At 62.9% G+C, this 20,526-nt stretch carries 19 protein-coding genes and 4 tRNA genes; 12 read left to right on the forward strand and 11 right to left on the reverse strand.

From position 1 onward, the window contains the following. Positions 1-6 precede the first annotated feature (6 nt). Complete coding sequence (gene mnmH, locus J5J83_RS06070; RefSeq protein WP_212346638.1) at positions 7-1,104, forward strand: tRNA 2-selenouridine(34) synthase MnmH; 1,098 nt, start codon at positions 7-9, stop codon at positions 1,102-1,104. On the opposite strand, the gene J5J83_RS06075 is transcribed toward mnmH, so the two are convergent. Further along, positions 1,053-1,616, reverse strand: a complete 564-nt coding sequence (locus tag J5J83_RS06075; protein WP_212352843.1) for a class I SAM-dependent methyltransferase — start codon at positions 1,614-1,616, stop codon at positions 1,053-1,055. The two genes, mnmH and J5J83_RS06075, sit on opposite strands and share 52 nt — an antisense overlap. Before the next feature lie 215 nt (positions 1,617-1,831). Here J5J83_RS06075 and J5J83_RS06080 point away from each other — a divergent pair, with 215 nt between their 5' ends. From J5J83_RS06080 to minE, 9 genes are all read left to right on the forward strand, one after another. Further along, a complete protein-coding gene (locus tag J5J83_RS06080) occupies positions 1,832-3,433 on the forward strand; it encodes a PAS domain S-box protein (protein WP_349251866.1) in 1,602 nt (533 codons plus the stop codon). 171 nt (positions 3,434-3,604) lie between these two features. Further along, entirely contained in the window at positions 3,605-6,292 is a 2,688-nt protein-coding gene (locus tag J5J83_RS06085; protein ID WP_212346641.1) for a bifunctional acetate--CoA ligase family protein/GNAT family N-acetyltransferase, read from the forward strand. 4 nt (positions 6,293-6,296) lie between these two features. Continuing rightward, complete coding sequence (locus tag J5J83_RS06090) at positions 6,297-7,142, forward strand: D-hexose-6-phosphate mutarotase (protein ID WP_212346644.1); 846 nt, start codon at positions 6,297-6,299, stop codon at positions 7,140-7,142. A gap of 108 nt (positions 7,143-7,250) precedes the next feature. Beyond that, entirely contained in the window at positions 7,251-9,584 is a 2,334-nt protein-coding gene (locus J5J83_RS06095; protein ID WP_212346647.1) for a Tex family protein, read from the forward strand. Positions 9,585-9,615: 31 nt separating this feature from the next. Further along, the gene (locus J5J83_RS06100; protein WP_212346650.1) at positions 9,616-9,993 is read left to right on the forward strand and encodes an ArsC family reductase; all 378 of its coding nucleotides are present in this window, start codon (positions 9,616-9,618) and stop codon (positions 9,991-9,993) included. Next, positions 9,990-10,850 (forward strand): Hsp33 family molecular chaperone HslO, encoded by an 861-nt coding sequence (locus J5J83_RS06105; protein ID WP_212346653.1) that lies wholly within the window; start codon positions 9,990-9,992, stop codon positions 10,848-10,850. The genes J5J83_RS06100 and J5J83_RS06105 overlap by 4 nt, the downstream gene beginning before the upstream one ends. Positions 10,851-10,953: 103 nt before the next feature. Next, positions 10,954-11,730 carry a septum site-determining protein MinC gene (minC, locus tag J5J83_RS06110; protein WP_212346655.1) on the forward strand — a complete coding sequence of 259 codons (777 nt, stop codon included), beginning with the start codon at positions 10,954-10,956 and terminating at the stop codon, positions 11,728-11,730. Between the two features lie 25 nt (positions 11,731-11,755). Continuing rightward, complete coding sequence (minD, locus tag J5J83_RS06115) at positions 11,756-12,571, forward strand: septum site-determining protein MinD (protein WP_349251941.1); 816 nt, start codon at positions 11,756-11,758, stop codon at positions 12,569-12,571. Position 12,572: 1 nt separating this feature from the next. Then, positions 12,573-12,833 carry a cell division topological specificity factor MinE gene (gene minE, locus J5J83_RS06120; RefSeq protein WP_108948226.1) on the forward strand — a complete coding sequence of 87 codons (261 nt, stop codon included), beginning with the start codon at positions 12,573-12,575 and terminating at the stop codon, positions 12,831-12,833. 35 nt (positions 12,834-12,868) lie between these two features. Here minE and J5J83_RS06125 read toward each other — a convergent pair. Further along, positions 12,869-12,953 (reverse strand) — tRNA-Leu (locus J5J83_RS06125). A gap of 105 nt (positions 12,954-13,058) precedes the next feature. On the opposite strand from J5J83_RS06125, the gene J5J83_RS06130 reads away from it, so the two are divergent. Together J5J83_RS06130 and J5J83_RS06135 are read left to right on the forward strand one after the other, a co-directional pair. Next, a complete protein-coding gene (locus J5J83_RS06130; RefSeq protein ID WP_212346661.1) occupies positions 13,059-14,057 on the forward strand; it encodes a J domain-containing protein in 999 nt (332 codons plus the stop codon). An 86-nt stretch (positions 14,058-14,143) separates the two neighbouring features. Next, positions 14,144-14,578 (forward strand): DUF1178 family protein, encoded by a 435-nt coding sequence (locus tag J5J83_RS06135; protein ID WP_212346663.1) that lies wholly within the window; start codon positions 14,144-14,146, stop codon positions 14,576-14,578. Here the strand turns inward: J5J83_RS06135 and J5J83_RS06140 are convergent. From J5J83_RS06140 to acpS, 9 genes are all read right to left on the reverse strand, one after another. After that, the gene (locus tag J5J83_RS06140; RefSeq protein ID WP_212346665.1) at positions 14,538-14,750 is read right to left on the reverse strand and encodes a hypothetical protein; all 213 of its coding nucleotides are present in this window, start codon (positions 14,748-14,750) and stop codon (positions 14,538-14,540) included. The genes J5J83_RS06135 and J5J83_RS06140 overlap by 41 nt on opposite strands. Before the next feature lie 79 nt (positions 14,751-14,829). Next, positions 14,830-16,005, reverse strand: coding sequence for an alkaline phosphatase family protein (locus J5J83_RS06145; protein ID WP_212346667.1), 1,176 nt, complete (start codon positions 16,003-16,005; stop codon positions 14,830-14,832). A 61-nt stretch (positions 16,006-16,066) separates the two neighbouring features. Beyond that, positions 16,067-16,142, reverse strand: a tRNA-Gly gene (locus J5J83_RS06150). A gap of 18 nt (positions 16,143-16,160) precedes the next feature. Continuing rightward, positions 16,161-16,234, reverse strand: a tRNA-Cys gene (locus tag J5J83_RS06155). Positions 16,235-16,346: 112 nt separating this feature from the next. Beyond that, positions 16,347-16,422, reverse strand: a tRNA-Gly gene (locus tag J5J83_RS06160). A gap of 50 nt (positions 16,423-16,472) precedes the next feature. After that, complete coding sequence (gene pgsA, locus J5J83_RS06165; protein WP_212346669.1) at positions 16,473-17,048, reverse strand: CDP-diacylglycerol--glycerol-3-phosphate 3-phosphatidyltransferase; 576 nt, start codon at positions 17,046-17,048, stop codon at positions 16,473-16,475. A gap of 26 nt (positions 17,049-17,074) precedes the next feature. Beyond that, a complete protein-coding gene (uvrC, locus tag J5J83_RS06170) occupies positions 17,075-18,892 on the reverse strand; it encodes an excinuclease ABC subunit UvrC (RefSeq protein ID WP_212346671.1) in 1,818 nt (605 codons plus the stop codon). Positions 18,893-19,040: 148 nt separating this feature from the next. Beyond that, on the reverse strand, positions 19,041-20,150 hold the full coding sequence (gene nagZ, locus J5J83_RS06175) for a beta-N-acetylhexosaminidase (RefSeq protein WP_212346673.1): 1,110 nt from the start codon (positions 20,148-20,150) through the stop codon (positions 19,041-19,043). Then, on the reverse strand, positions 20,147-20,524 hold the full coding sequence (gene acpS, locus J5J83_RS06180) for a holo-ACP synthase (protein WP_212346675.1): 378 nt from the start codon (positions 20,522-20,524) through the stop codon (positions 20,147-20,149). The genes nagZ and acpS overlap by 4 nt, the downstream gene beginning before the upstream one ends. Positions 20,525-20,526 lie beyond the last annotated feature (2 nt).

The raw sequence follows: 20,526 nt of genomic DNA on the forward strand, positions 1-20,526 counted from the left end.
CAATACATGCAGAAAGGCGTCGCGACCGTAGCACAGCTGGAAGACTTTGACGAGATCATCGACGTCAGGACGCCTGCCGAATTTGCCGAAGACCACGTCCCGGGCGCCATCAATCTGCCCGTGCTCGACAACGAGCAGCGCATCATCGTCGGTACCATCTACAAGCAGCAGTCGGCCTTCGAGGCACGTCGCGTCGGCGGCGCGATGGTTGCCGAAAACATTGCCCGTCATGTCGCCGGTCCGCTCCGCGACAAGCCAAAGAATTGGCGACCGCTCGTGTATTGCTGGCGCGGCGGCCAGCGCAGCGGTTCGTTCGTGACCTGGCTGCGCATGATCGGCTGGGACGCACACCAGTTGAGCGGCGGCTACAAGCGCTTTCGCCATCTGGTGATCGAGCATATCGAGACGCTTGCGCCGCAACTTCAGCTGCGCATGATCTGTGGTGCGACCGGCAGCGGCAAAACCCGGATTCTGGAGGCGCTGGCACGGCATGGCGCACAGGTGCTCGATCTCGAAGACATGGCGGCACACAAGGGATCGGTGCTCGGCGCCCTGCCCGACCGCGAGCAGCCGACACAGAAGGGATTCGAGACCGCGCTCGACGATCGCATGCGCCGGCTCGACACCACGCGCCCGGTCTTCGTCGAAGCCGAGAGTCGCAAGATCGGCCGCCTGCACCTTCCCGATCCGCTGATCACCGCGATGCGCGCCGCACCCTGCCTCCGCGTCGAAGCCAGCCGCGACGCACGACTTGAATTCCTGGTGCGCGACTACGCCTATCTTGGCGAGAACATCCCTGCGTTACGCAAGAACATCGAGCGGCTACGCAGTCTGCAGAGCAACGAAACGCTCGAGCGCTGGCACCAGCTGGCCGTGGCCGGCGACATGCCTACCCTGTTCGGCGAGCTGATCGACCTGCATTACGACCCGCTCTACAAGCGCTCTCAGGGCGGGAACTTTCCCGGACTCGCGACCGCCCCCTGCTTCGAGACAGACGACTTGTCACCGCCAGGGATCGACCGGATCGCACAACAGATCCTGGCGAGCCTGGATCAGGGTAGCGTCATCGCCGCGTCCGTCCCGCGCACCGCGCAGATGCGTTGAATGGCGGCGGGGCGTGGCACGGAGACGATGCCTTGCTCGAAGGCCACGACCTGCCAGCCGTTCATGCAGCGCTGCAGCAACTCGCCCGGCGCAAGCAGGAAATCCGGACTCGAGGGTCTGCCGAATTGCGCGTTTCCATGCATGAAGGTCTCATAGATCAGCACGCCGCCGTGACGTACCGTATCCAGCAGGGCCTCGAAGCGCGGTCGAAACAGGTAGTTCGTCACCACGACCGCATCGAACTGGCGACCTGCATAGATCCAGTCGCCCGCCTCCAGATCGGCCTGCGTCACACGAACACGTTCGATGCCGCTCAGCGCGCGCAGCGCGTCCGCATTGCGGTCAACCGCTTCGACACGACATCCGTGCTGCGCGAGCCAGCGTGCGTGACGGCCGCTCCCGCAGGCAAAATCGAGCACCTCCCCGCCATCACGAATCAACGCACTGAAGCGCTGCACCCAGGGCGAGGCGGCCGCGGTTTCATGATGCGCATCGGGCGCCCGAAATTGCATGCTTTGATCGAATTGGGTCATGGTTTACTCAGGAAGGCATTATCATGCGGGCCATATACCGGAAGCAGTATCGGTTGGCGCCCTTATTCTAGCGAGGGAGCGCGGCCGTGTGCGGGAGCATTGATGGGGCATATCAGAGACTTGGAGACTCCGGTCCGCGATTTTCGTCAGACATGTCGGACAGGGCGTAGGCAATCTGGCCTGGAGTTCCGGGTGTGAATACCGTCAGTTGGGGCAGTGTGCTACTGGTCGTGTTCGTTGCACTGTGGTTCGGTGCAAGGGCGCTCCGCGCGCGGGCCCAAGCCTCCACTGCACCGGCCGTCAGTCCCCCCCCATGCCCGGATGACGCGTCTCTTCTGGCCTTGCTCGAGCTCGGATGCGACTGGCACTGGACGACCGATGCCTCATATCGGCATATCGCGGTCAGTTCAGGCTTCAGCACCAGCACCGGCATTGATACGTCGACGTTTTATGCCGGCATGCCTTGGGAGATCGCAGGCCTGGAGGCAGGCGAACGGGAACGCGCGAGTTATCGGCGCCATCTGGAGCGTCGGGAGCGCGCGCGAATCGTGCTGTCGCGCCGTGGCGAGAGCGGTAAGCGCTCCTATTTCGAGATCAGTGCCCGTCCCATCGTACGCGACGGGCAGTTCATCGGCTATCACGGCATCGGCCGCAACGTGACCCGACGGGTCGACGCCGAGCGTGCCCTGGTCGAGAGTGAGCGGCGCTATCACGATGTCGTCGAGTCGGTGAATGAAGTCATCTTCCAGACCGATATCGAAGGCCGTCTGAGCTTTCTCAACGGGGTCTGGCTGCACCTGACGGGCTATCGAATCGATCGCAGCCTCGGCAAGCCATTGGCGGATTTCCTGCACCCGGACGACCGTCCGGCAGTGGAGAAAATGCTCGCTCAGGTCATGAACGGGCAAACCGCCGAATGCACCTGTCAAACCCGGCTGCGCACGCGCAACGGCGAAATCCGCTGGATCGAGGCCTCTGGAAGGCCGCTGGAGGCGCAGAACGGGAACTTCCGCGGGATCGCCGGCACCCTCGACGACATTTCCGCACGCAAGGTTGCCGAATTGACCCTGAAAAACATCAACCAGGAGCTGGAGTCCAGGGTCAGGATCCGCACGGCCGAGATGGAGGCCGCCAATCGTGAGCTGGAGACCTTCTCGTATTCGGTGTCCCATGACCTGCGCGCGCCCTTGAGGGCAATCGACGGCTTCACCCGCATCCTAGAGGAAGACCTGGCGGACCGGCTGGACGCCACGACCAGCGGGCACCTCGAGCGCATCCGCCGCGCCACCCGCCGTATGGCGCATCTGATCGATGCGCTCATCGAACTGGCGCGCCTGACCCGGCAGTCGGTGCGCAAGGAAGCGGTCGACCTGTCCGAAATCGCCCTGCAAATCATCGACGAGATCCGCTCCGAGGATCCTCTGCGCGAGGTCGAATTCGAGGTCACCCGCGACATCATCGTCAACGCCGACCGTGTACTGGTGCGGGTAATGCTTGAGAACCTGCTGCGCAACGCGTGGAAGTTCTCGGCCGGGCGATCCCCGGCACGAATCCGTGTCGGCGTCGAAATGGAGGGAGATCACCGTGTATTCTGCGTCGAAGACAATGGTGCCGGGTTCGACATGGCGTTCGCGTCGAACCTGTTCCGCCCCTTCAGTCGCCTGCACAACAGCGGTGAGTTCGACGGCACCGGCATTGGTCTCGCCACCGTACAGCGCATCATCGAGCGTCACGGCGGCACGATCCGGGCCGAGGCGACACCCGGGAAGGGTGCCCGCTTCTATTTCACGCTATGAGGAAGAGGATTTTTCATGTGGTCCCATGAAATAGTGCGCGCCTGCGGGAAAACCCTCACGCGGCGCGTTGTGCACTGCAGTATAATGCCGCCATCAACGATGGCACGCCCGTAGTAGCTGGATCCGCAACTTTGCGCCGGTGGTGCCAATCCCTAAAAGGGCAGCCCGTCCATGAACGAAAAACACTATCTGTCTCCGCTGCTTGAGCCGCGTTCCGTTGCCGTCATCGGCGCCAGCGAACGAGAAAGCTCGCTCGGAAATGTCCTCATCCGCAACATGCTCGAGGCCGGTTTCAAGGGAAAGCTGTTTGCAGTCAATCCCAAGCACGATACCGTCCATGAACTTACCTGCTATAAATCGGTGGAAGATGTCCCCCAGCGGCTCGACCTTGCGGTGATCGCGGTGCGCGCCGAAAAGGTCGCCTCGATCATCGATAGCTGCGGGCGCGCGGGCGTGAAGGCGGTGATCGTGCTGTCTTCCGGATTTTCCGAGGCCGGCCCCCGCGGGGCGCTCTACGAACGCCATGTCGTCGAAGCCGCGCGGCGACACAAGATCCGCCTGCTCGGTCCGAACTGCCTGGGCATCATGCGCCCCGATCTCGGGCTCAACGCCACCTTCGCCCATGCGTCGGCGAGCAAGGGCAGCATCGGCCTGATCTCACAGTCGGGCGCGCTCTGTGCGGCCATCCTGGACTGGGCCAAGCCCAACAACGTCGGGTTCTCGGCCGTGGTCTCGCTGGGAACCTCGAGCGACATCGATTTTGGCGAGGTGCTCGAGTACATGATCTCGGACCCGCGCACCGAGAGCATCTTCCTCTACGTCGAGGGCATTCGGGATGCACGCCGCTTCATGAGCGCCCTGCGCGGCGCTGCTCGGGTCAAGCCAGTGCTGCTGATCAAGGCCGGACGCCACCCGGACGTGTCGCGCGCGATCCTGTCGCATTCGGGTGCCCCCATCGGCGACGACGCCGTGTTCGATGCCGCATTGCGACGCGCCGGCGTGATTCGCCTGTATAACTTGGGGCAACTGTTCGCCGCCGCCAACGCCCTGTTCTCGCATTTCCGCCCACGCGGCAATCGTCTGGCCATCATCACCAACGGCGGCGGACCCGGTGTCATGGCGGCCGACCGTGCAATGGACATCGGCATTCCCTTGAGCGAACTTTCCGATACCACGATGGAGAAGCTGAACGCGGCCCTGCCGGCAGGCTGGTCGCGCGGCAATCCGATCGACATCCTCGGCGATGCCGGGCCTGATCGCTATCGCAAGACGCTGCAGGCGGTACTCGATGGCCCCAATGTCGACGGGGTACTGGTCATGCTGACTCCGCAGGCCATGACCAGTCCGACGGAGGTGGCGCAGATGGTCATCGAGCTCGAGAAAACCGCAGACAAGCCGGTGGTGACTTGCTGGATGGGTGAAGAGCTCGTTGGCGACGCCCGGCGGCTGTTCATTGAAGCCGGGATTCCCACCTTCCGCACGCCCGAGCCGGCCGTTGAACTTGTTGGTCACATCTCGTCCTACTATCGCAACCAGAAGCTGCTGATGCAGGTGCCGGCGTCGCTGTCGCACCTGTCGCCGCCGTCGGTCGAAAGTGCGCGGCTGGTCATCGAAACCGCTCTCAGTGAGCGGCGCAAGACGCTCAACGAGATGGAATCGAAGGCCTTGCTCGCCGCCTTCCGCATTCCGATCGCGCAAACCGTGGTCGCCCGTTCGGCCACGGAAGCGATGGTGCTTGCAGAAGAAATCGGCCTGCCGGTGGTCATGAAGATCGATTCCTCGTCGGTGATCCACAAGTCCGACGTGGGCGGCGTGCGGCTTAACCTGACCAGCCTGGCGATGGTCCGCTCGGCCTACCAGGAAATTCTGGAAGCGGTAAAGAAGAGCCAGCCCGACGCGGTGATCAACGGCGTCTCCATCGAACCCATGATCCAGAAGCGCAATGGGCGTGAGCTGGTGATCGGCGTTCGTCGCGATCCGGTCTTCGGACCGGTCATCACTTTCGGTGAAGGCGGCAACCAGGTCGAGGCCAACCGAGACATCGCCGTTGCCTTGCCGCCGCTGAACGGGTTCCTCGTTGCCGACATGATCCGTTCGACCCGCATTGCGGTGCGCCTGGCCGAATTCCGCAACCTGCCGGCGATCGACATGGATGCCCTCGAGCTCGTGCTGCTGCGCGTATCGGAAATGGTGTGCGAGCTGCCGTGGATCACCGGCATGGACATCAACCCGCTGATCGTCGATGAGAACGGCGCAGTGGCGGTGGACGCGCGCATCGTGGTCGACAACGTGTCGCCCACTGCCGATCGCTACGATCATATGGCGATTCACCCCTATCCGTCCCACCTGATCAGCCAGTGGACGGTACCCGATGGCACAGTGGTGACCATCCGCCCGATCAAGCCGGAGGATGCCGATCTCGAAGTCGAATTCGTGCGCAACCTGTCGCAGGAAACGAAGTACTACCGTTTCATGAACACCATGCGTGAGTTGCCGCCGGCAATGGTCGCGCGACTGACCCAGATCGACTACGACCGCGAGATGGCGTTCCTGGCCACGCTCGAGGAAGACGGCGTAGAGAAGGAGATCGGCGTCTGCCGCTACGCGGTCAATCCGGACGGTGAATCCTGCGAATTTGCAGTCGTCGTCGCCGACGACTGGCAGCACCGGGGACTGGCGCGCAAGCTGATGGGCGTTCTCATCGAGACGGCACGCAACCGCGGCCTGCAGTACATCAACGGCGTCTTCCTCGCGAACAACGACCGCATGCTCAAGTTTGTGTCGAAACTGGGCTTCATTCTGACCAACGATCCCGAAGACAGCACGGTCAAGGTCGGCGTGTTGCCCTTGCAGGACTGAGCCCATGAGCGCAACGATCAGGGAGATCGAATTCAACGGCCTTCCGGCGCTCGAGCTCGAAGCCTCAGGTGCGCGCGCAGTGGTGAGTCTGTTCGGCGGCCATGTGCTGTCGTGGACCCCGGCCGAAGGCAAGGAATGGCTGTATCTCAGCGAACAATCGGGCTTTGACGGTCGCACGCCGATCCGCGGTGGCGTGCCGGTCTGCTTTCCCCAATTTGCCGAACGCGGGCCACTGCCAAAACACGGCTTTGCCCGCTCCAGAATGTGGTCGCTGTCAGAACAGCGCTGCGGTGACGATTTTGCCCTCGTCGTGCTGCGCCTCCATGATGACGACGCGACGCGTGCGATATGGCCCTTTGCCTTCAGTCTGGAACTCACGGTGTGCATCGAGGATAACCGGCTGGATCTTGAACTCGAGATCGCCAATACCGATACGCGCGTGTTTTCGTTCACGGGTGCCCTGCACACCTACCTGCGCGTCAGCGAAGTCGAAGAGGTGGCGGTGGAAGGCCTTTACGGCTTCAACTACATCGACACGGCAAATGCCGACGCCGTCCGGCGCGAGAGCGGCGAACGGGTGATGATCGAGGCCGAAGTCGATCGCATCTACTGTGGGGTCACGCGGCCTCTGCTGGTGCGCGACGCCCGACGTAGCCTCGGGGTCAACGCCGAAGGTTTTCCCGATGTCGTCGTCTGGAACCCGTGGGAAACGAAGTGCGCGGCGATGCCCGACATGCCCGACAGTGGCTTTCGGCGCATGCTCTGTACCGAGGCAGCGGTGGCCGAGAAGCCCGTCGAACTGCCGCCGGGGCAGCAATGGTGGGGCAGACAGACCCTGGTTTCGCTCTGAAGGCCAGAGGGGCAATTCGCCCCTCCCCCTTGTCCCGCAGCGATGCTTGTTGCACCATCGCGCCCTTCATGAGAACCATTGCGTCGTGCCCGCCACGACGACCCTGACATGCTCCCCCCCATCGAACATCGTATTGCCGAAGAGATCGGCGTCACCCCCAGACAGGTCTTTGCAGCGGTCAGACTGCTCGACGAAGGCGCGACTGTGCCCTTCATCTCGCGCTACCGCAAGGAAGTCACCGAAGGACTGGATGATACCCAGCTACGCACGCTCGAAGAGCGTTTGGGCTACCTCCGCGAACTCGAGGATCGCCGTGCGGCGGTGATCGGGTCGATCGACGAGCAGGGAAAACTCACGCCCGAGTTGCGACTCGAACTGGAGCACGCCGACACCAAGCAACGGCTCGAGGACCTGTACCTGCCGTACAAGCCCAAGCGCCGCACCAAGGCACAGATCGCGCGCGAGGCTGGTATTGCGCCGCTCGCCGAAGCGCTGCTGGCCGACCCGAACCTGAGTCCGGAAACCGAAGCGGCGAAGTTCCTGAATGCGGACGCCGGCTTCGCGGATGTGAAGTCGGTGCTGGACGGCGCGCGTCAAATCCTGATGGAGCAATTCGCCGAGGACGCCACGCTGCTCGGCGAATTGCGCAACTACCTGCATGATTACGGCCAGGTACGCTCCACCGTCGTCGAAGGCAAGGAGCTCGAAGGCGCAAAATTTCGCGACTGGTTCGACTTCCATGAACCGATCGCCAGCATGCCGTCGCACCGCGCACTGGCCCTGCTGCGCGGACGCAATGAAGGGGTGCTGCGTCTCGGGCTCGACGTCGAGCGCCCCGACCCGGACGCTCCGCACCCGTGCGAAGGCCGCATTGCGGTGCGGTTCGGCATCCGCAACCAGGGGCGTGCCGCTGACCGCTGGCTGGCGGACACCGTGCGCTGGACGTGGAGCGTCAAGGTGTCGCTCCACCTCGAACTCGAATTGATGAACGAGTTGCGTGAACGTGCGGAGGAAGAAGCCATCCGCGTCTTCGCCCGCAATCTGAAGGATCTGCTCCTGGCAGCACCGGCAGGCACCCGCAGCACGATGGGGCTGGACCCCGGCATCCGCACCGGGGTCAAGGTCGCCGTTGTCGACGCGACCGGCAAGCTGGTCGATACCGCCACCATCTACCCCTTCGAGCCGCGCCGCGACCGCGAATCGTCGCTGGCCGCGCTGGCCATGCTGGCGAAGAAGCACCGCGTGGAACTGATCGCCATCGGCAATGGAACGGCTTCGCGCGAAACCGATGCGCTGGCAGCCGAACTCATGCAACGCCATCCCGAACTGGCCCTGACGCGGGTCATGGTGTCGGAAGCCGGCGCGTCGGTCTATTCCGCCTCGGAACTTGCCGCAAGGGAGTTTCCCGACATCGATGTCAGTCTGCGCGGCGCGGTATCCATCGCCCGTCGACTGCAGGACCCGCTGGCCGAACTGGTGAAGATCGACCCGAAGTCAATCGGCGTTGGCCAGTACCAGCACGATCTCAACCAGGGCAAGCTCGCCAAGAGCCTCGATGCCGTAGTCGAGGATTGCGTGAATGCCGTCGGGGTGGACGTAAATACTGCCTCTGCGCCGCTGCTGGCGCGGATCTCCGGCCTGAACACGACGCTTGCCGCCAACATTGTCGAGCACCGTGATACGAACGGCCCGTTCCGCAGCCGATCCGAGTTGAAGAAGGTCGCCCGGCTCGGCCCCAAGACCTTTGAGCAGGCCGCCGGCTTTCTGCGCATTCCCAGTGGCGACAATCCGCTTGACGCGTCCTCGGTCCACCCTGAAGCCTACCCCGTGGTCGAACGCATCCTGGCCCGCGTGCAGAAAAGTGTACGCGAGCTGATGGGTAACGGCAGCGTGCTGAAGTCGTTGAAGGCCGCCGAATTTACCGACGAACGCTTCGGCCTGCCAACCGTCGTCGACATCCTCGGCGAACTCGAGAAACCAGGTCGCGATCCCCGCCCGGAATTCCGCACCGCAAGTTTCCGCGAAGGCATCGAAACGCTGAAGGACCTGCAACCGGGCATGCAGCTCGAAGGTGTGGTGACCAACGTGACCAACTTCGGCGCCTTCGTCGATATCGGGGTGCACCAGGATGGTCTGGTGCACATCTCAGCGCTGTCGAACACCTTCGTCAAGGATCCGCACAGCGTGGTGAAGGCCGGTCAGGTGGTCAAGGTCAAGGTGCTCGAGGTGGACATCGCGCGCAAGCGCATCGCGCTGACCATGCGTCTTTCGGACGAAATCCAGGCGCGCAACGACGGCGGTGCATCGCGCCAGGACCGGCAGCAAACGCCGCGAAACGCTGGGCGTCCGAATGCCTCAGCGCCCCCCCGCAGCAAGCAGCCCGAACGCAGCACTGGCAACAACGCATTTGCCGATGCATTTGCGCGCGCCCGCGGCAAGTGAGTGTTTCGAGCGTGCACAAGGAGATCGCAGAATGGACGCTGTAACGGTGATCTACGGCATCAGGAATTGCGACACGATGAAGAAGGCCATTGCCTGGCTGTCCGAACGGGGTGCTGACTACCGTTTTCACGACTACCGGAAGGACGGTCTCACGTCGGCAAAACTCCACGACTGGAGCAAGGCACTGGGCTGGAAGACCTTGATCAACACGCGCGGTACGACCTGGCGCAAGCTGTCGGCCGAAGAGCAGGCCGTCGATACCCAGAGTGCCGCCGTACAACTGATGCTGGCTCATCCGTCCCTGATCAAGCGGCCCGTTGTCGAAACGGCTTCCGGCCATTTGCTTGTCGGATTCGACCCGGCGCTTTTCGCCAGCTTCATCAAACCGTCCGGAACCAGCGAACAATGAGCCTCCTTCCCTCAAGCTACGTACAACGCTTCCTGCTCGAAAAGCTCGATATCCGTGGAGCAGTCGTGCGCCTCGACGACGTCTGGAAGGCAATGCAGAGCGGACGCAATTACCCGGCGCCGGTCGCGCGCCTGCTCGGCGAAATGACTGCGATTGCAGCTGTGATCACCGGCAATCTCAAGCAGAGCGGACGCCTGACCTTCCAGGTTCAAGGCCATGGTCCGGTCAGGCTGCTTGTCGTCGACTGCAATGCCGAACTGAACATGCGCGGCTATGCGAAAGCCGAGGGCGAAATCCTCGGCGACACGCTGGGCGAACTCGTCGGCGACGGCAGACTGCAACTCTCGCTCGATATCCCGGGCATGGATCAGCCCTATCAAAGCCTGGTTCCGCTCGAAGGCGACAGCATCGCCAGCGTCTTTTCCCACTATCTGGCGCAGTCCGAACAGCAACCTGCGGAACTGTGGCTGGCCTGCGACGAATCGGCCACCTCGGCGCTTTTCGTGCAGCGCCTGCCGGGCGCTGACGCCAGGGATGCGGACGGCTGGTCGCGGATCGTCCAGCTCGCGCAGACCGTTCGTGCCGATGAACTGCTGTCGCTGTCACCGCAGGTCCTGCTCGGTCGCCTGTTTGCCGAAGAGGATGTTCGCGTCTATCCCGCGCGCCCTGTCACCCATCACTGGCCACCAGAACCCGAAAAAATCGCCACCATGCTGCAGGGGCTTGGTGAGACCGAAGTGCGCGCCGTGCTTGCAGAACAGGGCGAGGTGCTAGTGCATGACGAACTCTCCAATCACACTTACCGCTTCGACGAAGACGACGTCGATGCGATCTTCCGCCCCCCCACCCTGCACTGAGCATCGACGCTGCGGACATGCGCGTCAGTCGTATTTCCGCAGCATTCTTGCTGTATTGGCCCTTGCTCAGTAAACTCGCGCGATTAAACGGTAAACTCAGTTCATGACCACGTCCGCGCCCAACCGATCAATCGAGTTTCGCAATACGACGCTCGGTGCAACCATCGCGCTCCTTCGGGAGACTGAACCCGTGGGCCTTGCCGACTCACTGCACAAGATGCTGGGCGGCATGCCGGACTTCTTTAACGGCGAAGCCGCCATCCTGGATTTCTCCGCCATCAGCGCGCCCCCCGCCCGCATCGACTGGGCGGGGCTGCTCTCGCTGCTGCGTCGCTACCAGCTGCAACCGATCGGCGTGCGGAACCTGCCCTCGGAGTTGTCCGCCGGCGCAAGGCAGGCCGGGCTCGCGCTGCTCGACAATCTGGAGCTTCGCGAACGGTCCGCCGGGGATACGCCGAAGCCGGCGCCTGCAGCGGTCGCGCCTGCACCGAAAGCCGAACCGGTGGTGCCCCCCACGGCAACACCGCAGGCTAATACCGTATTTGTCGAACGTCCCTTGCGCTCGGGACAACAGGTCTATGCCCGTGGCGGGGATGTGGTCCTGCTTGCCGGTATGAGCAATGGCGCCGAGGTCATCGCCGACGGCAGCATCCATTGCTTCGGTCCGCTACGCGGACGCGCTCTCGCCGGCGCCCAGGGAAACGCGGCCGCACGCATCCTGGCCACCAATTTCGGGCCCGATCTGGTTTCCATTGCCGGCGTCTATCGCACCTTCGAGAAAGGTATCCCCGAAGCGTACGCCGGACGTGGCGCGATGGTGCGATTGAGCGCCGCGGGAACGGCACAGAACATTGAAATCGATCCGCTTCAGCTCGACTGAACCGGCAAACATACATGAAGGGGAAATCGTGAAAGTCATCGTCATTACGTCCGGCAAGGGTGGCGTAGGAAAAACCACCACCAGCGCGGCCTTTTCATCGGGCCTGGCCTTGCGCGGTTTCAAGACCGCCGTCATCGATTTCGACGTCGGCCTGCGTAATCTCGACCTCATCATGGGCTGCGAGCGTCGTGTCGTGTACGATCTCGTCAATGTCGTCAATGGCGAAGCCAAGCTCAATCAGGCCCTGATCAAGGATCGTCACTGCGAGAACCTGTTCATTCTTCCGGCTTCGCAGACCCGCGACAAGGACGCCCTGACCGAAGAAGGGGTAGAGAAGGTCCTGCACGATCTCGAGCACATGGGCTTCGAGTACGTGGTCTGCGACTCGCCCGCAGGCATCGAGCGTGGCGCCGTGATGGCGCTCACCTTTGCCGACGAAGCCATTGTCACCACGAACCCTGAAGTGTCCTCGGTGCGCGACTCAGACCGCATTCTCGGCATTCTGCAATCCAAGTCCAAGCGCGCCCGCGAAGGTGGCGAACCGGTGAAAGAGCACCTGCTCGTTACCCGCTACTCGGCCAAGCGTGTTGACGACGGCGAAATGCTCTCATACAAGGACGTCCAGGAACTGCTCCGCGTGCCGCTGATCGGCGTAATTCCGGAGTCGGAATCCGTTCTTCATGCTTCCAACCAGGGCACACCGGCGATTCACCTCAAGGGCTCCGACGTCGCCGAAGCCTACAGTGACGTCGTGGCGCGATTCCTCGGCGAAGAGCGGGCCTTGCGTTTCGTCAATTACGAAAAGCCCGGTCTGATGAAGCGCCTTTTCGGAGGCAAGTAACATGTCTCTCCTCGCTCGCCTGTTCGGCGAAAAGAAGAAAACCGCCGAAATTGCAAAAAACAGACTGTCCCTGCTGATCGCGCACGAGCGCAACGGGGGCCCCGCCCAGCCCGATTTCATGCCGGCGCTGCAGCGCGAACTCATCGAGGTGATTTCGAAATACGTTTCGGTCAACCCCGATGACATCAAGGTGCAGCTCGAAAAGCAGGACAACTACGAGGTGCTGGAGGTCAACATCGTCTTGCCCGAGGCCGGGCGCTGAAGGTGACCGATCGACTGCGGCCGACGCATCGGCGCTGGTGCCCGGAACGGGACTTGAACCCGTAAGCCATGCGGCGGCAGATTTTAAGTCTGCTGTGTATACCAATTTCACCATCCGGGCCGGCCGCGGATTTTCTCATAGTCGCCCCGGACTGCACAGCCCCGGGTCGCCGCAATCGCGCAGCTCCGACACACCCAAGGCGCAAGGCAGAGTGACCGACCCATCATGCTGACGGAAAATGAGGCGTATGAACTGCTCGGTCTGACGATCGATGCCGATTCCGCCAGCATCAAGAACGCGTTCCGGCGACTTGCGATGCGCTGGCACCCGGACCGCAACCCCGATGCAGATGCGCTGGAAATGTTCAAGCGCGTACGCGCGGCCTACGCCAGGCTGACGGAACGTGAGTCGAACGAGACACGGACAGCGGAAGACGATGATCCCGCACCGGCATCACCCAGCCGGGCGGACGATCTTTTTCAGGATCTTGAACTCGATCTCGAAGAGGCGTTCCACGGCTGCGAGAGGACGGTGTCGATCCCGACCCGGACGATCTGCCGCTCGTGCGACGGGCGGGGTGAGGTCGAACTTGCGCATGGCCGGCTGTGCGCACACTGCCACGGGTCTGGGCGTGTTCGCTCCGCGATCGGACTGGACGCCTGCCCGGCCTGCGACGGACGCGGCTATTCCAGACGCGCGCCGTGTCCGGACTGCGCTGCGTCGGGCGCTGTGCCGGGCGAGCGGCGGCTGCACGTTCGGGTGCCAAAGGGCATCTTCAATGGTGAAGAGCTGCGCCTCTCGGGCGAAGGAGAGCGTGCCGCGACAACGAACGCGCAAGCGGGTGATCTCAGGCTGCGGGTGCGAATTGCGCAACATCCGCTGTTCAGCCTCGACGGCCGCGATCTGGTGATCGAACGCCCGGTGAGCGCTTTCCACCTGCTCTCGGGAGGACCGCTGCACACGCCGCACCCGGCCGGCACGTTCACGGTGGACGTTGTCGCCGGACAACCGACCCCGCAGGACATCCGTATCGAGGGCCGTGGATGGCCCGCGCGCGGCAAGCGTCCGGCGGGCGCCTTCGTCATCCGCCTGCGCCCGCTGTTCCCGGCCGAGTCGGGCACCACGTTGAATGCGCTGTATCGCAAGATCGATGCAGAAGTCCAGCGCGAGCTCGGCACATATCTGCCATCATTGCAGCAATGGGAAGCACAATGGCTTGACTGAGCGCGCGGTGCCTTTCAATCTCACCCCTGTCGCGCCGGAAATCCCCCTCACCACCCCGGCACTGTCCTATTGCCAGACTAACCATCGTGATTGTCATCGACCTTTGCTGCAACCTGAATCACCGCTTCGAAGGCTGGTTTGCTTCGGCCGCGGCATTTGACCGCCAGCGCGATCAAGGACTGATCTCATGCCCTGTCTGCGGCAACACAGAGGTGCGCCGCCTTCCCAGTGCGCCCTATGTGCAGACAAAAACATCGCCAGCACCATCGGTCGCGCGGCCCTCTTCCTCTGCGCCCGCCGCAGACCCGAACCAACTCGCACTGATTGCTGCCTCCATCCGTCAGATGGCTCGGAACGCAGAAGATGTGGGGGATGATTTTCCCACAGAGGCGCGGCGTATTCACCGCGGCGAGCGCGAAGCCCGCAATATTCGCGGCGCCGCATCAGGTGACGAACTGAGCGAGCTGATCGACGAGGGCATCATGGTGCTGCCAGTTCCCCCGGATGAGGATCTGCACTGAAGCCGGCAGCGACCTCCGCACATTCGTCGACCACGAAGCACAGGGAGCCACCCAAATCGGCCAGCGGTGACCACTCGTGCTCCAGGCGCCACAACGCGCGCGCCAGCCACCCGGCCTCGTCGCGCCTGTAGCCCCGCGGCGCGGCACCATTGTTCAATGTCATCTCGCTCATGTTTGCCTCCGTGTTGGAGACGAGCATAAGAATGCCGCATGACCGCAGGATGAATGGCACTTGACTGTAAAGTGACAGCTCAGGGTCGAGCGACGATCAGCGGCACCCACATTTCGTCACCACTCAACCCGCCGTGCACACCACGCATTCGGTGGTCCTTTTCGCCCACCATGCGGTCGCTGATCGTCCAGCCGGGTTCCATCAACAACGCATGCGTCCCGCAGTGGGAGGAGAGTTGTAGAGAAGGCTTGCCGGGCCCGAACATCCCAGCTTCGATCAGGCGCTGCGAAGGCTGGACCACCGCACGCCCCCTCAGGCGCGCCGTTGCCAGGGCCAGAAAGTCGTCCCCTGCCCCCTTCCTGACCCTGCAGAAAGCGACTCTTCGTTCGCCGAACAGCGGGGACGCCAACATCCGCGAGAGCTCGGGCAAGTACGCCAGCCGCAGATGCTTGCGTTCCGGTGCATCGACAAAACCGTGGTCAGCCGTCAGCAGGACGGTAACCTCCTGCCCTGCGAGCTGATCGAGCAAGCGGGCAAAAAGGCGGTCCACACGGTGGAACTCGGCGATTGCCTGATCCGAATGCGCGCCAAAGCGATGACAGACGGCGTCGAAGCGCGAATAGTAGGCATGAAGGAATTGCGGTGCCGAGCCGTTTTGCGCCAGCGCATCCACAATTGCAGGCACAAAGCCGTCCGGCCTGGAGAAAGCGTTCAGGACGGCGCCGCGACCGTGGCGGCGGGAGAAGGCAGAGAATGCGATGTCCGCGGGTGCGACAACTGCAACTGGCAGCCGGCAGTCGCCGTACATGGCGGCATAGGGAAAGAGTCGCTGTGCAAGAAACGGCGCACGCAGCGCACCCGAGCCGCGACGACGCAGCGGCAGGGGCGTCACGACGCCACCGAAGCGACGATCGTGGATGTGCCAGCCGGTAAGCCCGTGCTGCACGGGAGAGAGCCCGGTCTGCAGCGTGGTCACGGCACTTGCCGTTGTGCTTGGAAACACCGATGTCAGGTGCCGGAGCCGATGCTGCAACAGCGTACTTCCCGCCCCATGACGCTGCAGGAATACATCGCCCAACCCATCGATCACGACCAGGACAAGCGGCCCCGTGGGCGGCGCATCTACGAAGGGCAGCGGCACGGCTTCGGGCGCATGCAGCCATGCCCGCAGGTCGCGCGCCAGTCCGAACAGTCCGCCACCCTGAAAGTCCGGCAATACCGAGTTGCGCGGAAGCAAGAACGGGGGATGTTTCATTATCGGCACCCTGAATGCGAAAAACCGGACAAGTGTGAATCACTTGTCCGGTTCTGCATACTGGAGCGGCAGAAGAGTCTCGAACTCTCGACCTATACCTTGGCAAGGTATCGCTCTACCAACTGAGCTACTGCCGCTCTGAAACCTTTACTACCTGGAGGCGCGAGCCGGAGTCGAACCGACCTACACGGATTTGCAATCCGGTGCATAACCGCTTTGCTATCGCGCCTTTCATTCATTGGTCGGCGCCGTTTCCGGTGCCAGAACCCGGACACTCCGGACTCAAAATTCTTGGAGCGGCAGAAGAGTCTCGAACTCTCGACCTATACCTTGGCAAGGTATGGAGCGGCAGAAGAGTCTCGAACTCTCGACCTATACCTTGGCAAGGTATCGCTCTACCAACTGAGCTACTGCCGCTCTCGAAAGACCGCCATTATAGACAAGTATTTTTGTCTGTCAAATCTTTTTTAACGATCCATGTGTTTGGCCAGGCGGGGCATTGCACGGTGCAGGTAATACCCCATCGACCACAGCGTCAGTGCTGCTGCCACATAGATCAGTATGCTGCCCACGAACGCCATGTCCATCGACAGCAGGGGCGCATTGTATAGCAGCAAGGGAATGGCTGTCATCTGCGCGGCCGTCTTCAACTTGCCGACATAGGCCACCGCCACGCTTGCCGATTCGCCCACCCGCGCCATCCATTCGCGCAAGGCCGAAATGGTGATCTCGCGTCCGATGATGATCACCGCAATGATCGCATCCACGCGAGCGAGTTGCACCAGCAGGATGAGCGCCGCCGCTACCATCAATTTGTCGGCCACCGGATCGAGGAAGGCACCGAATGCCGAAGTCTGTTTGAGCGCGCGCGCCAGATAGCCGTCAAACCAGTCGGTCACCGCAGCAACGATGAAGATGGAGGTCGCGACCAGATTCTTCTGCACTGGCCCCAAGATCGCGTCGGGCAGGTAAAAAACGCCGACGAAAAGCGGGATCAGGGCAATTCGGGCCCAGGTGAGTGTATTGGGAATGTTGAGTGACATGCAGGGCCGTGGTTACGCCGGAATGATCAGTGCAAGGCCGAGTATATCTGCTCGGCAAGTTTGCGGCTGATGCCATCGACCCTGCACAAGTCCTCGACCGTTGCATTGCGCACCCCATCGAGCCCGCCGAAGGCCGCCAGCAGGTTGCGCCGCCGCGAAGGCCCCACGCCGTCGATGTCGTCGAGCCTCGAACCGATGCGCGCCTTTCCGCGTCGCGCCCGATGCCCCGAAATGGCAAAACGGTGAGCTTCGTCGCGAATTTCGATGATCAGATGCAGCGCCGAGGAGGCGCCACCCAGTGCCAGTCCGTCGCGGCCGTCGGCAAAGATCAGGGTTTCGAGTCCGGCCTTGCGCCCCTCCCCCTTTGCCACGCCGACCATCGCCACCGCCTCCAGGCCGACCTCGGCAAGAATGGCTGCGGCGGCACTCACCTGCCCCTTGCCGCCATCGATCAGGATGAGGTCAGGGCACACTCCCTCGCCCGCAGCAACCTTGCCGTAACGCCGCTCGAGCACCTGGCGCATGGCGGCAAAGTCGTCCCCGGGCGTGATGCCGTCGATATTGTAGCGCCGGTACTCGGCGCGCTTCATCGCGCCCGCTTCGCACACCACGCAGGACGCCACCGTCGCCTCGCCCATGGTGTGGCTGATATCGAAACACTCGATGCGGTCGGGGGCTTCGGGCAGGCCCAGCACATCGCGCAGAGCATCGAGACGCTGCTCGATACGGCCGGCATCCCGAGCACGTCCCTGGATGGCAATACGTGCGTTCTTCTCGGCCATGTCCATCCACGCTTTCTCGCCTTCGTAGCGAGCAAGCACGACAGCCGGCATGCGCTCTGTGATCTCCGCCAGCATCGCCTTCACCTCGGGCAATGCAAGATTGACGACGATCCGCCCCGGTATCGGATGTTCGGCGTAGTGTTGCTCGACGAAGGCCAGCAGGCTGTCCGTCGCACCCGAAACGGCAGCGCCGGAGGGAAATTGGGGGCGGTCACCAAGATGGCGCCCACCACGGATCATGGCGATGTTGACGCAGGTCAGTCCGTCCTCTTCGACTGCGGCGAGGACGTCGACATCCTCATCCTTGCGGCTATCGACGAACTGCCGGTGAAGTACCGCCTGCAGCACGCGCACCTGGTCGCGGCACGCGGCCGCCTCTTCGAAGGCGAGGCGCTCGGCTGCCGTGTGCATGCGCTTGCTGAGATCATCGATCACTTCGTTGGCCTGACCGTCGAGAAACCGGCTGGCCAGTCGGACGTCGGCTGCGTATGCGGCGTTGTCGATCAATCCGACGCAGGGGCCTGTGCAGCGCCGGATCTGATGGAGGAGACAGGGGCGCGAGCGGTTCTGGAAAACCGAGTTTTCGCAGGTCCGGAGCTGGAAGGTCTTCTGCAGCAAGTGGATGCTCTCACGTACTGCGTAGGCATTCGGAAACGGGCCGAAATAGCGTGCGCCCTTCGCAAACGCACCACGATGGTAGGCGAGACGGGGGAACGCGTCTGCAGAGAGTTCGATGTACGGGTAGGTCTTGTCGTCGCGAAACAGGATGTTGTAGCGCGGCGCCAGGCTCTTGATCAGGTTGTTCTCGAGAATCAGCGCTTCGGCCTCGGATCGCGTCGGCGTGATATCCACGCGCACGATCTGCGCCACCATCATGGCAATGCGGGGGCTGGGCTGGGTGCGCTGGAAGTAGCTCGATACCCTGCGCTTCAGATTCTTCGCCTTGCCCACATACAGCACCTTGTCTTCCGCCCCAATCATGCGATAGACACCGGGCTCCTCGGTGAGGGAGCGCAGAAACGATTTTGCGTCGAAGGCGGGCGCGTCGGCGGGTTTGCTCATTTTCAGCGTGTGTGAGTGGTGAGAGCTGACAGGTGATTCCCCTGCAAGCGCATTATCGGCCCCTGCCCCGACCGGCGCACGCGCGGGCATTTCCGAGCGGACGCGCCCTGGACACGATGCCAGCGGCGCCTTGAGCCTGCAGCGGCACTCAGCCGAGCGGCTGATCGCCGATGGTCGACGCCGTCATTGCCGCGCCTGACGCCGAGCCGTCGTCGATGGCGCGAACCTGCTCGCGGGCGCTCAGATAGGGGGCGTGGAGTTCGAGTGCAAAGAGGTCCGGACGATCCCCACGGGGCGTCGCCAGCGCCGCCAGGCGTCGCAGGCTCACCGCATCGGGTGCAGGCACCCAGCGGTCGAGCAGATCGGCTGCCAGGTCCGGGCGATTGCATACCAGCACCATGTCACAACCAGCCGCATGGGCGGCCTTGGCCCGTGCGACGATGTCGCCCGCGACGCTTGCCCCTTCCATGTTCAGATCGTCACTGAAGATCACGCCCTCGAATCCGATACGCTGGCGCAGCACGTCCTTGAGCCAGAATGACGAAAAACCGGCCGGGTCGGGCGCGATTTGCGGATAGATCACATGCGCCGGCATGACACCGGCCAGCTGCCGGCCAAGCCGATGGCGATAGGGCGCGATGTCTTCGTTCCAGACCGTTTCGAAATCACGGGTGTCGAGCGGGATGTCGTGATGCGAGTCGGCCTCGACAAAACCATGTCCGGGAAAGTGCTTGCCGACGCACCCCATGCCCGCCTCTGCCATGCCCGCCACCAGCGCCTGTGCCAGGGAGGCCACCACCTGCGGATCGCGATGGAAGGCCCTGTTTCCGATTGCCCTGCTGACGCCATAGTCGAGATCGAGTACCGGGGTAAAACTCAGATCCACGCCATGGGCGATCAGCTCGGCGGCCAGCACATAGCCAGTCGCGCGTGCGGCATCGAGTGCCTTCAGATGATCGTAATCCCAGAGCTGGCCGAGACTTCGCATCGCCGGCAGACGCGTGAATCCGTCGCTGCGGAAGCGCTGCACCCGCCCACCCTCGTGATCCACGGTCACAATCAGGGCGGGGTCGCGCAGGCCCCGGATCTCGGTGGTCAACGCAGCCAGCTGTTCCGAACCGGTGAAATTGCGGGCAAACAGAATCACGCCCCCGACCAGCGGATCGCACAGACGCTCACGTTCGTCGTCGGTCAGCACGGTACCCGCCACGTCGATCATGACCGGGCCGCGCGGCAAGCTCAGGGCAGCATTCTTCATAGGGTCTCTATCACCGCAAAAGCAACGACGTACTCGTGCTCGTCGGTCAGGCTCAGGTGCGCCCTCAAGCCGCGCTCGAGCATGTGAGCCGCCAGTCGTTCGTCGTACCGAAACAGCGGCTTGCCCAGCTCATCGTGGGCGATGGAGACGGCATGCAGGGTCGCCGGTACGGCCACTCCCGTACCGAGGGCCTTGCCGAAGGCCTCCTTGGCGGCAAAACGCTTTGCGAGCATGCGCGCCGGATCGCGGCTGGCGAGCCAGGCATCGCGCTCATCCTCGGCGAGGATACGGCGCATGAAACGCTCGCCGTGGCGCTCCATGCTTGCGCGCAGGCGATCGATTCGTACGATATCGGTGCCGATGCCGTGGATCATCG

The sequence above is a fragment of the Azoarcus sp. L1K30 genome (assembly GCF_018122735.1).
Classification (GTDB): Bacteria; Pseudomonadota; Gammaproteobacteria; order Burkholderiales; family Rhodocyclaceae; genus Parazoarcus.

Coding starts and splice junctions, on each gene's coding strand:
- J5J83_RS06145 (WP_212346667.1), bottom strand. CDS start 16,005: ATGAAACATCCCCCGTTCTTGCTTCCGCGCAACTCGGTATTGCCGGAC.
- pgsA (WP_212346669.1), bottom strand. CDS start 17,048: ATGTCACTCAACATTCCCAATACACTCACCTGGGCCCGAATTGCCCTG.
- mnmH (WP_212346638.1), top strand. CDS start 7: ATGCAGAAAGGCGTCGCGACCGTAGCACAGCTGGAAGACTTTGACGAG.
- J5J83_RS06140 (WP_212346665.1), bottom strand. CDS start 14,750: ATGAGCGAGATGACATTGAACAATGGTGCCGCGCCGCGGGGCTACAGG.
- nagZ (WP_212346673.1), bottom strand. CDS start 20,150: ATGAAGAATGCTGCCCTGAGCTTGCCGCGCGGCCCGGTCATGATCGAC.
- J5J83_RS06095 (WP_212346647.1), top strand. CDS start 7,251: ATGCTCCCCCCCATCGAACATCGTATTGCCGAAGAGATCGGCGTCACC.
- J5J83_RS06085 (WP_212346641.1), top strand. CDS start 3,605: ATGAACGAAAAACACTATCTGTCTCCGCTGCTTGAGCCGCGTTCCGTT.
- uvrC (WP_212346671.1), bottom strand. CDS start 18,892: ATGAGCAAACCCGCCGACGCGCCCGCCTTCGACGCAAAATCGTTTCTG.
- J5J83_RS06130 (WP_212346661.1), top strand. CDS start 13,059: ATGCTGACGGAAAATGAGGCGTATGAACTGCTCGGTCTGACGATCGAT.
- minE (WP_108948226.1), top strand. CDS start 12,573: ATGTCTCTCCTCGCTCGCCTGTTCGGCGAAAAGAAGAAAACCGCCGAA.
- J5J83_RS06105 (WP_212346653.1), top strand. CDS start 9,990: ATGAGCCTCCTTCCCTCAAGCTACGTACAACGCTTCCTGCTCGAAAAG.
- minC (WP_212346655.1), top strand. CDS start 10,954: ATGACCACGTCCGCGCCCAACCGATCAATCGAGTTTCGCAATACGACG.
- J5J83_RS06100 (WP_212346650.1), top strand. CDS start 9,616: ATGGACGCTGTAACGGTGATCTACGGCATCAGGAATTGCGACACGATG.
- acpS (WP_212346675.1), bottom strand. CDS start 20,524: ATGATCCACGGCATCGGCACCGATATCGTACGAATCGATCGCCTGCGC.
- J5J83_RS06075 (WP_212352843.1), bottom strand. CDS start 1,616: ATGCAATTTCGGGCGCCCGATGCGCATCATGAAACCGCGGCCGCCTCG.
- J5J83_RS06090 (WP_212346644.1), top strand. CDS start 6,297: ATGAGCGCAACGATCAGGGAGATCGAATTCAACGGCCTTCCGGCGCTC.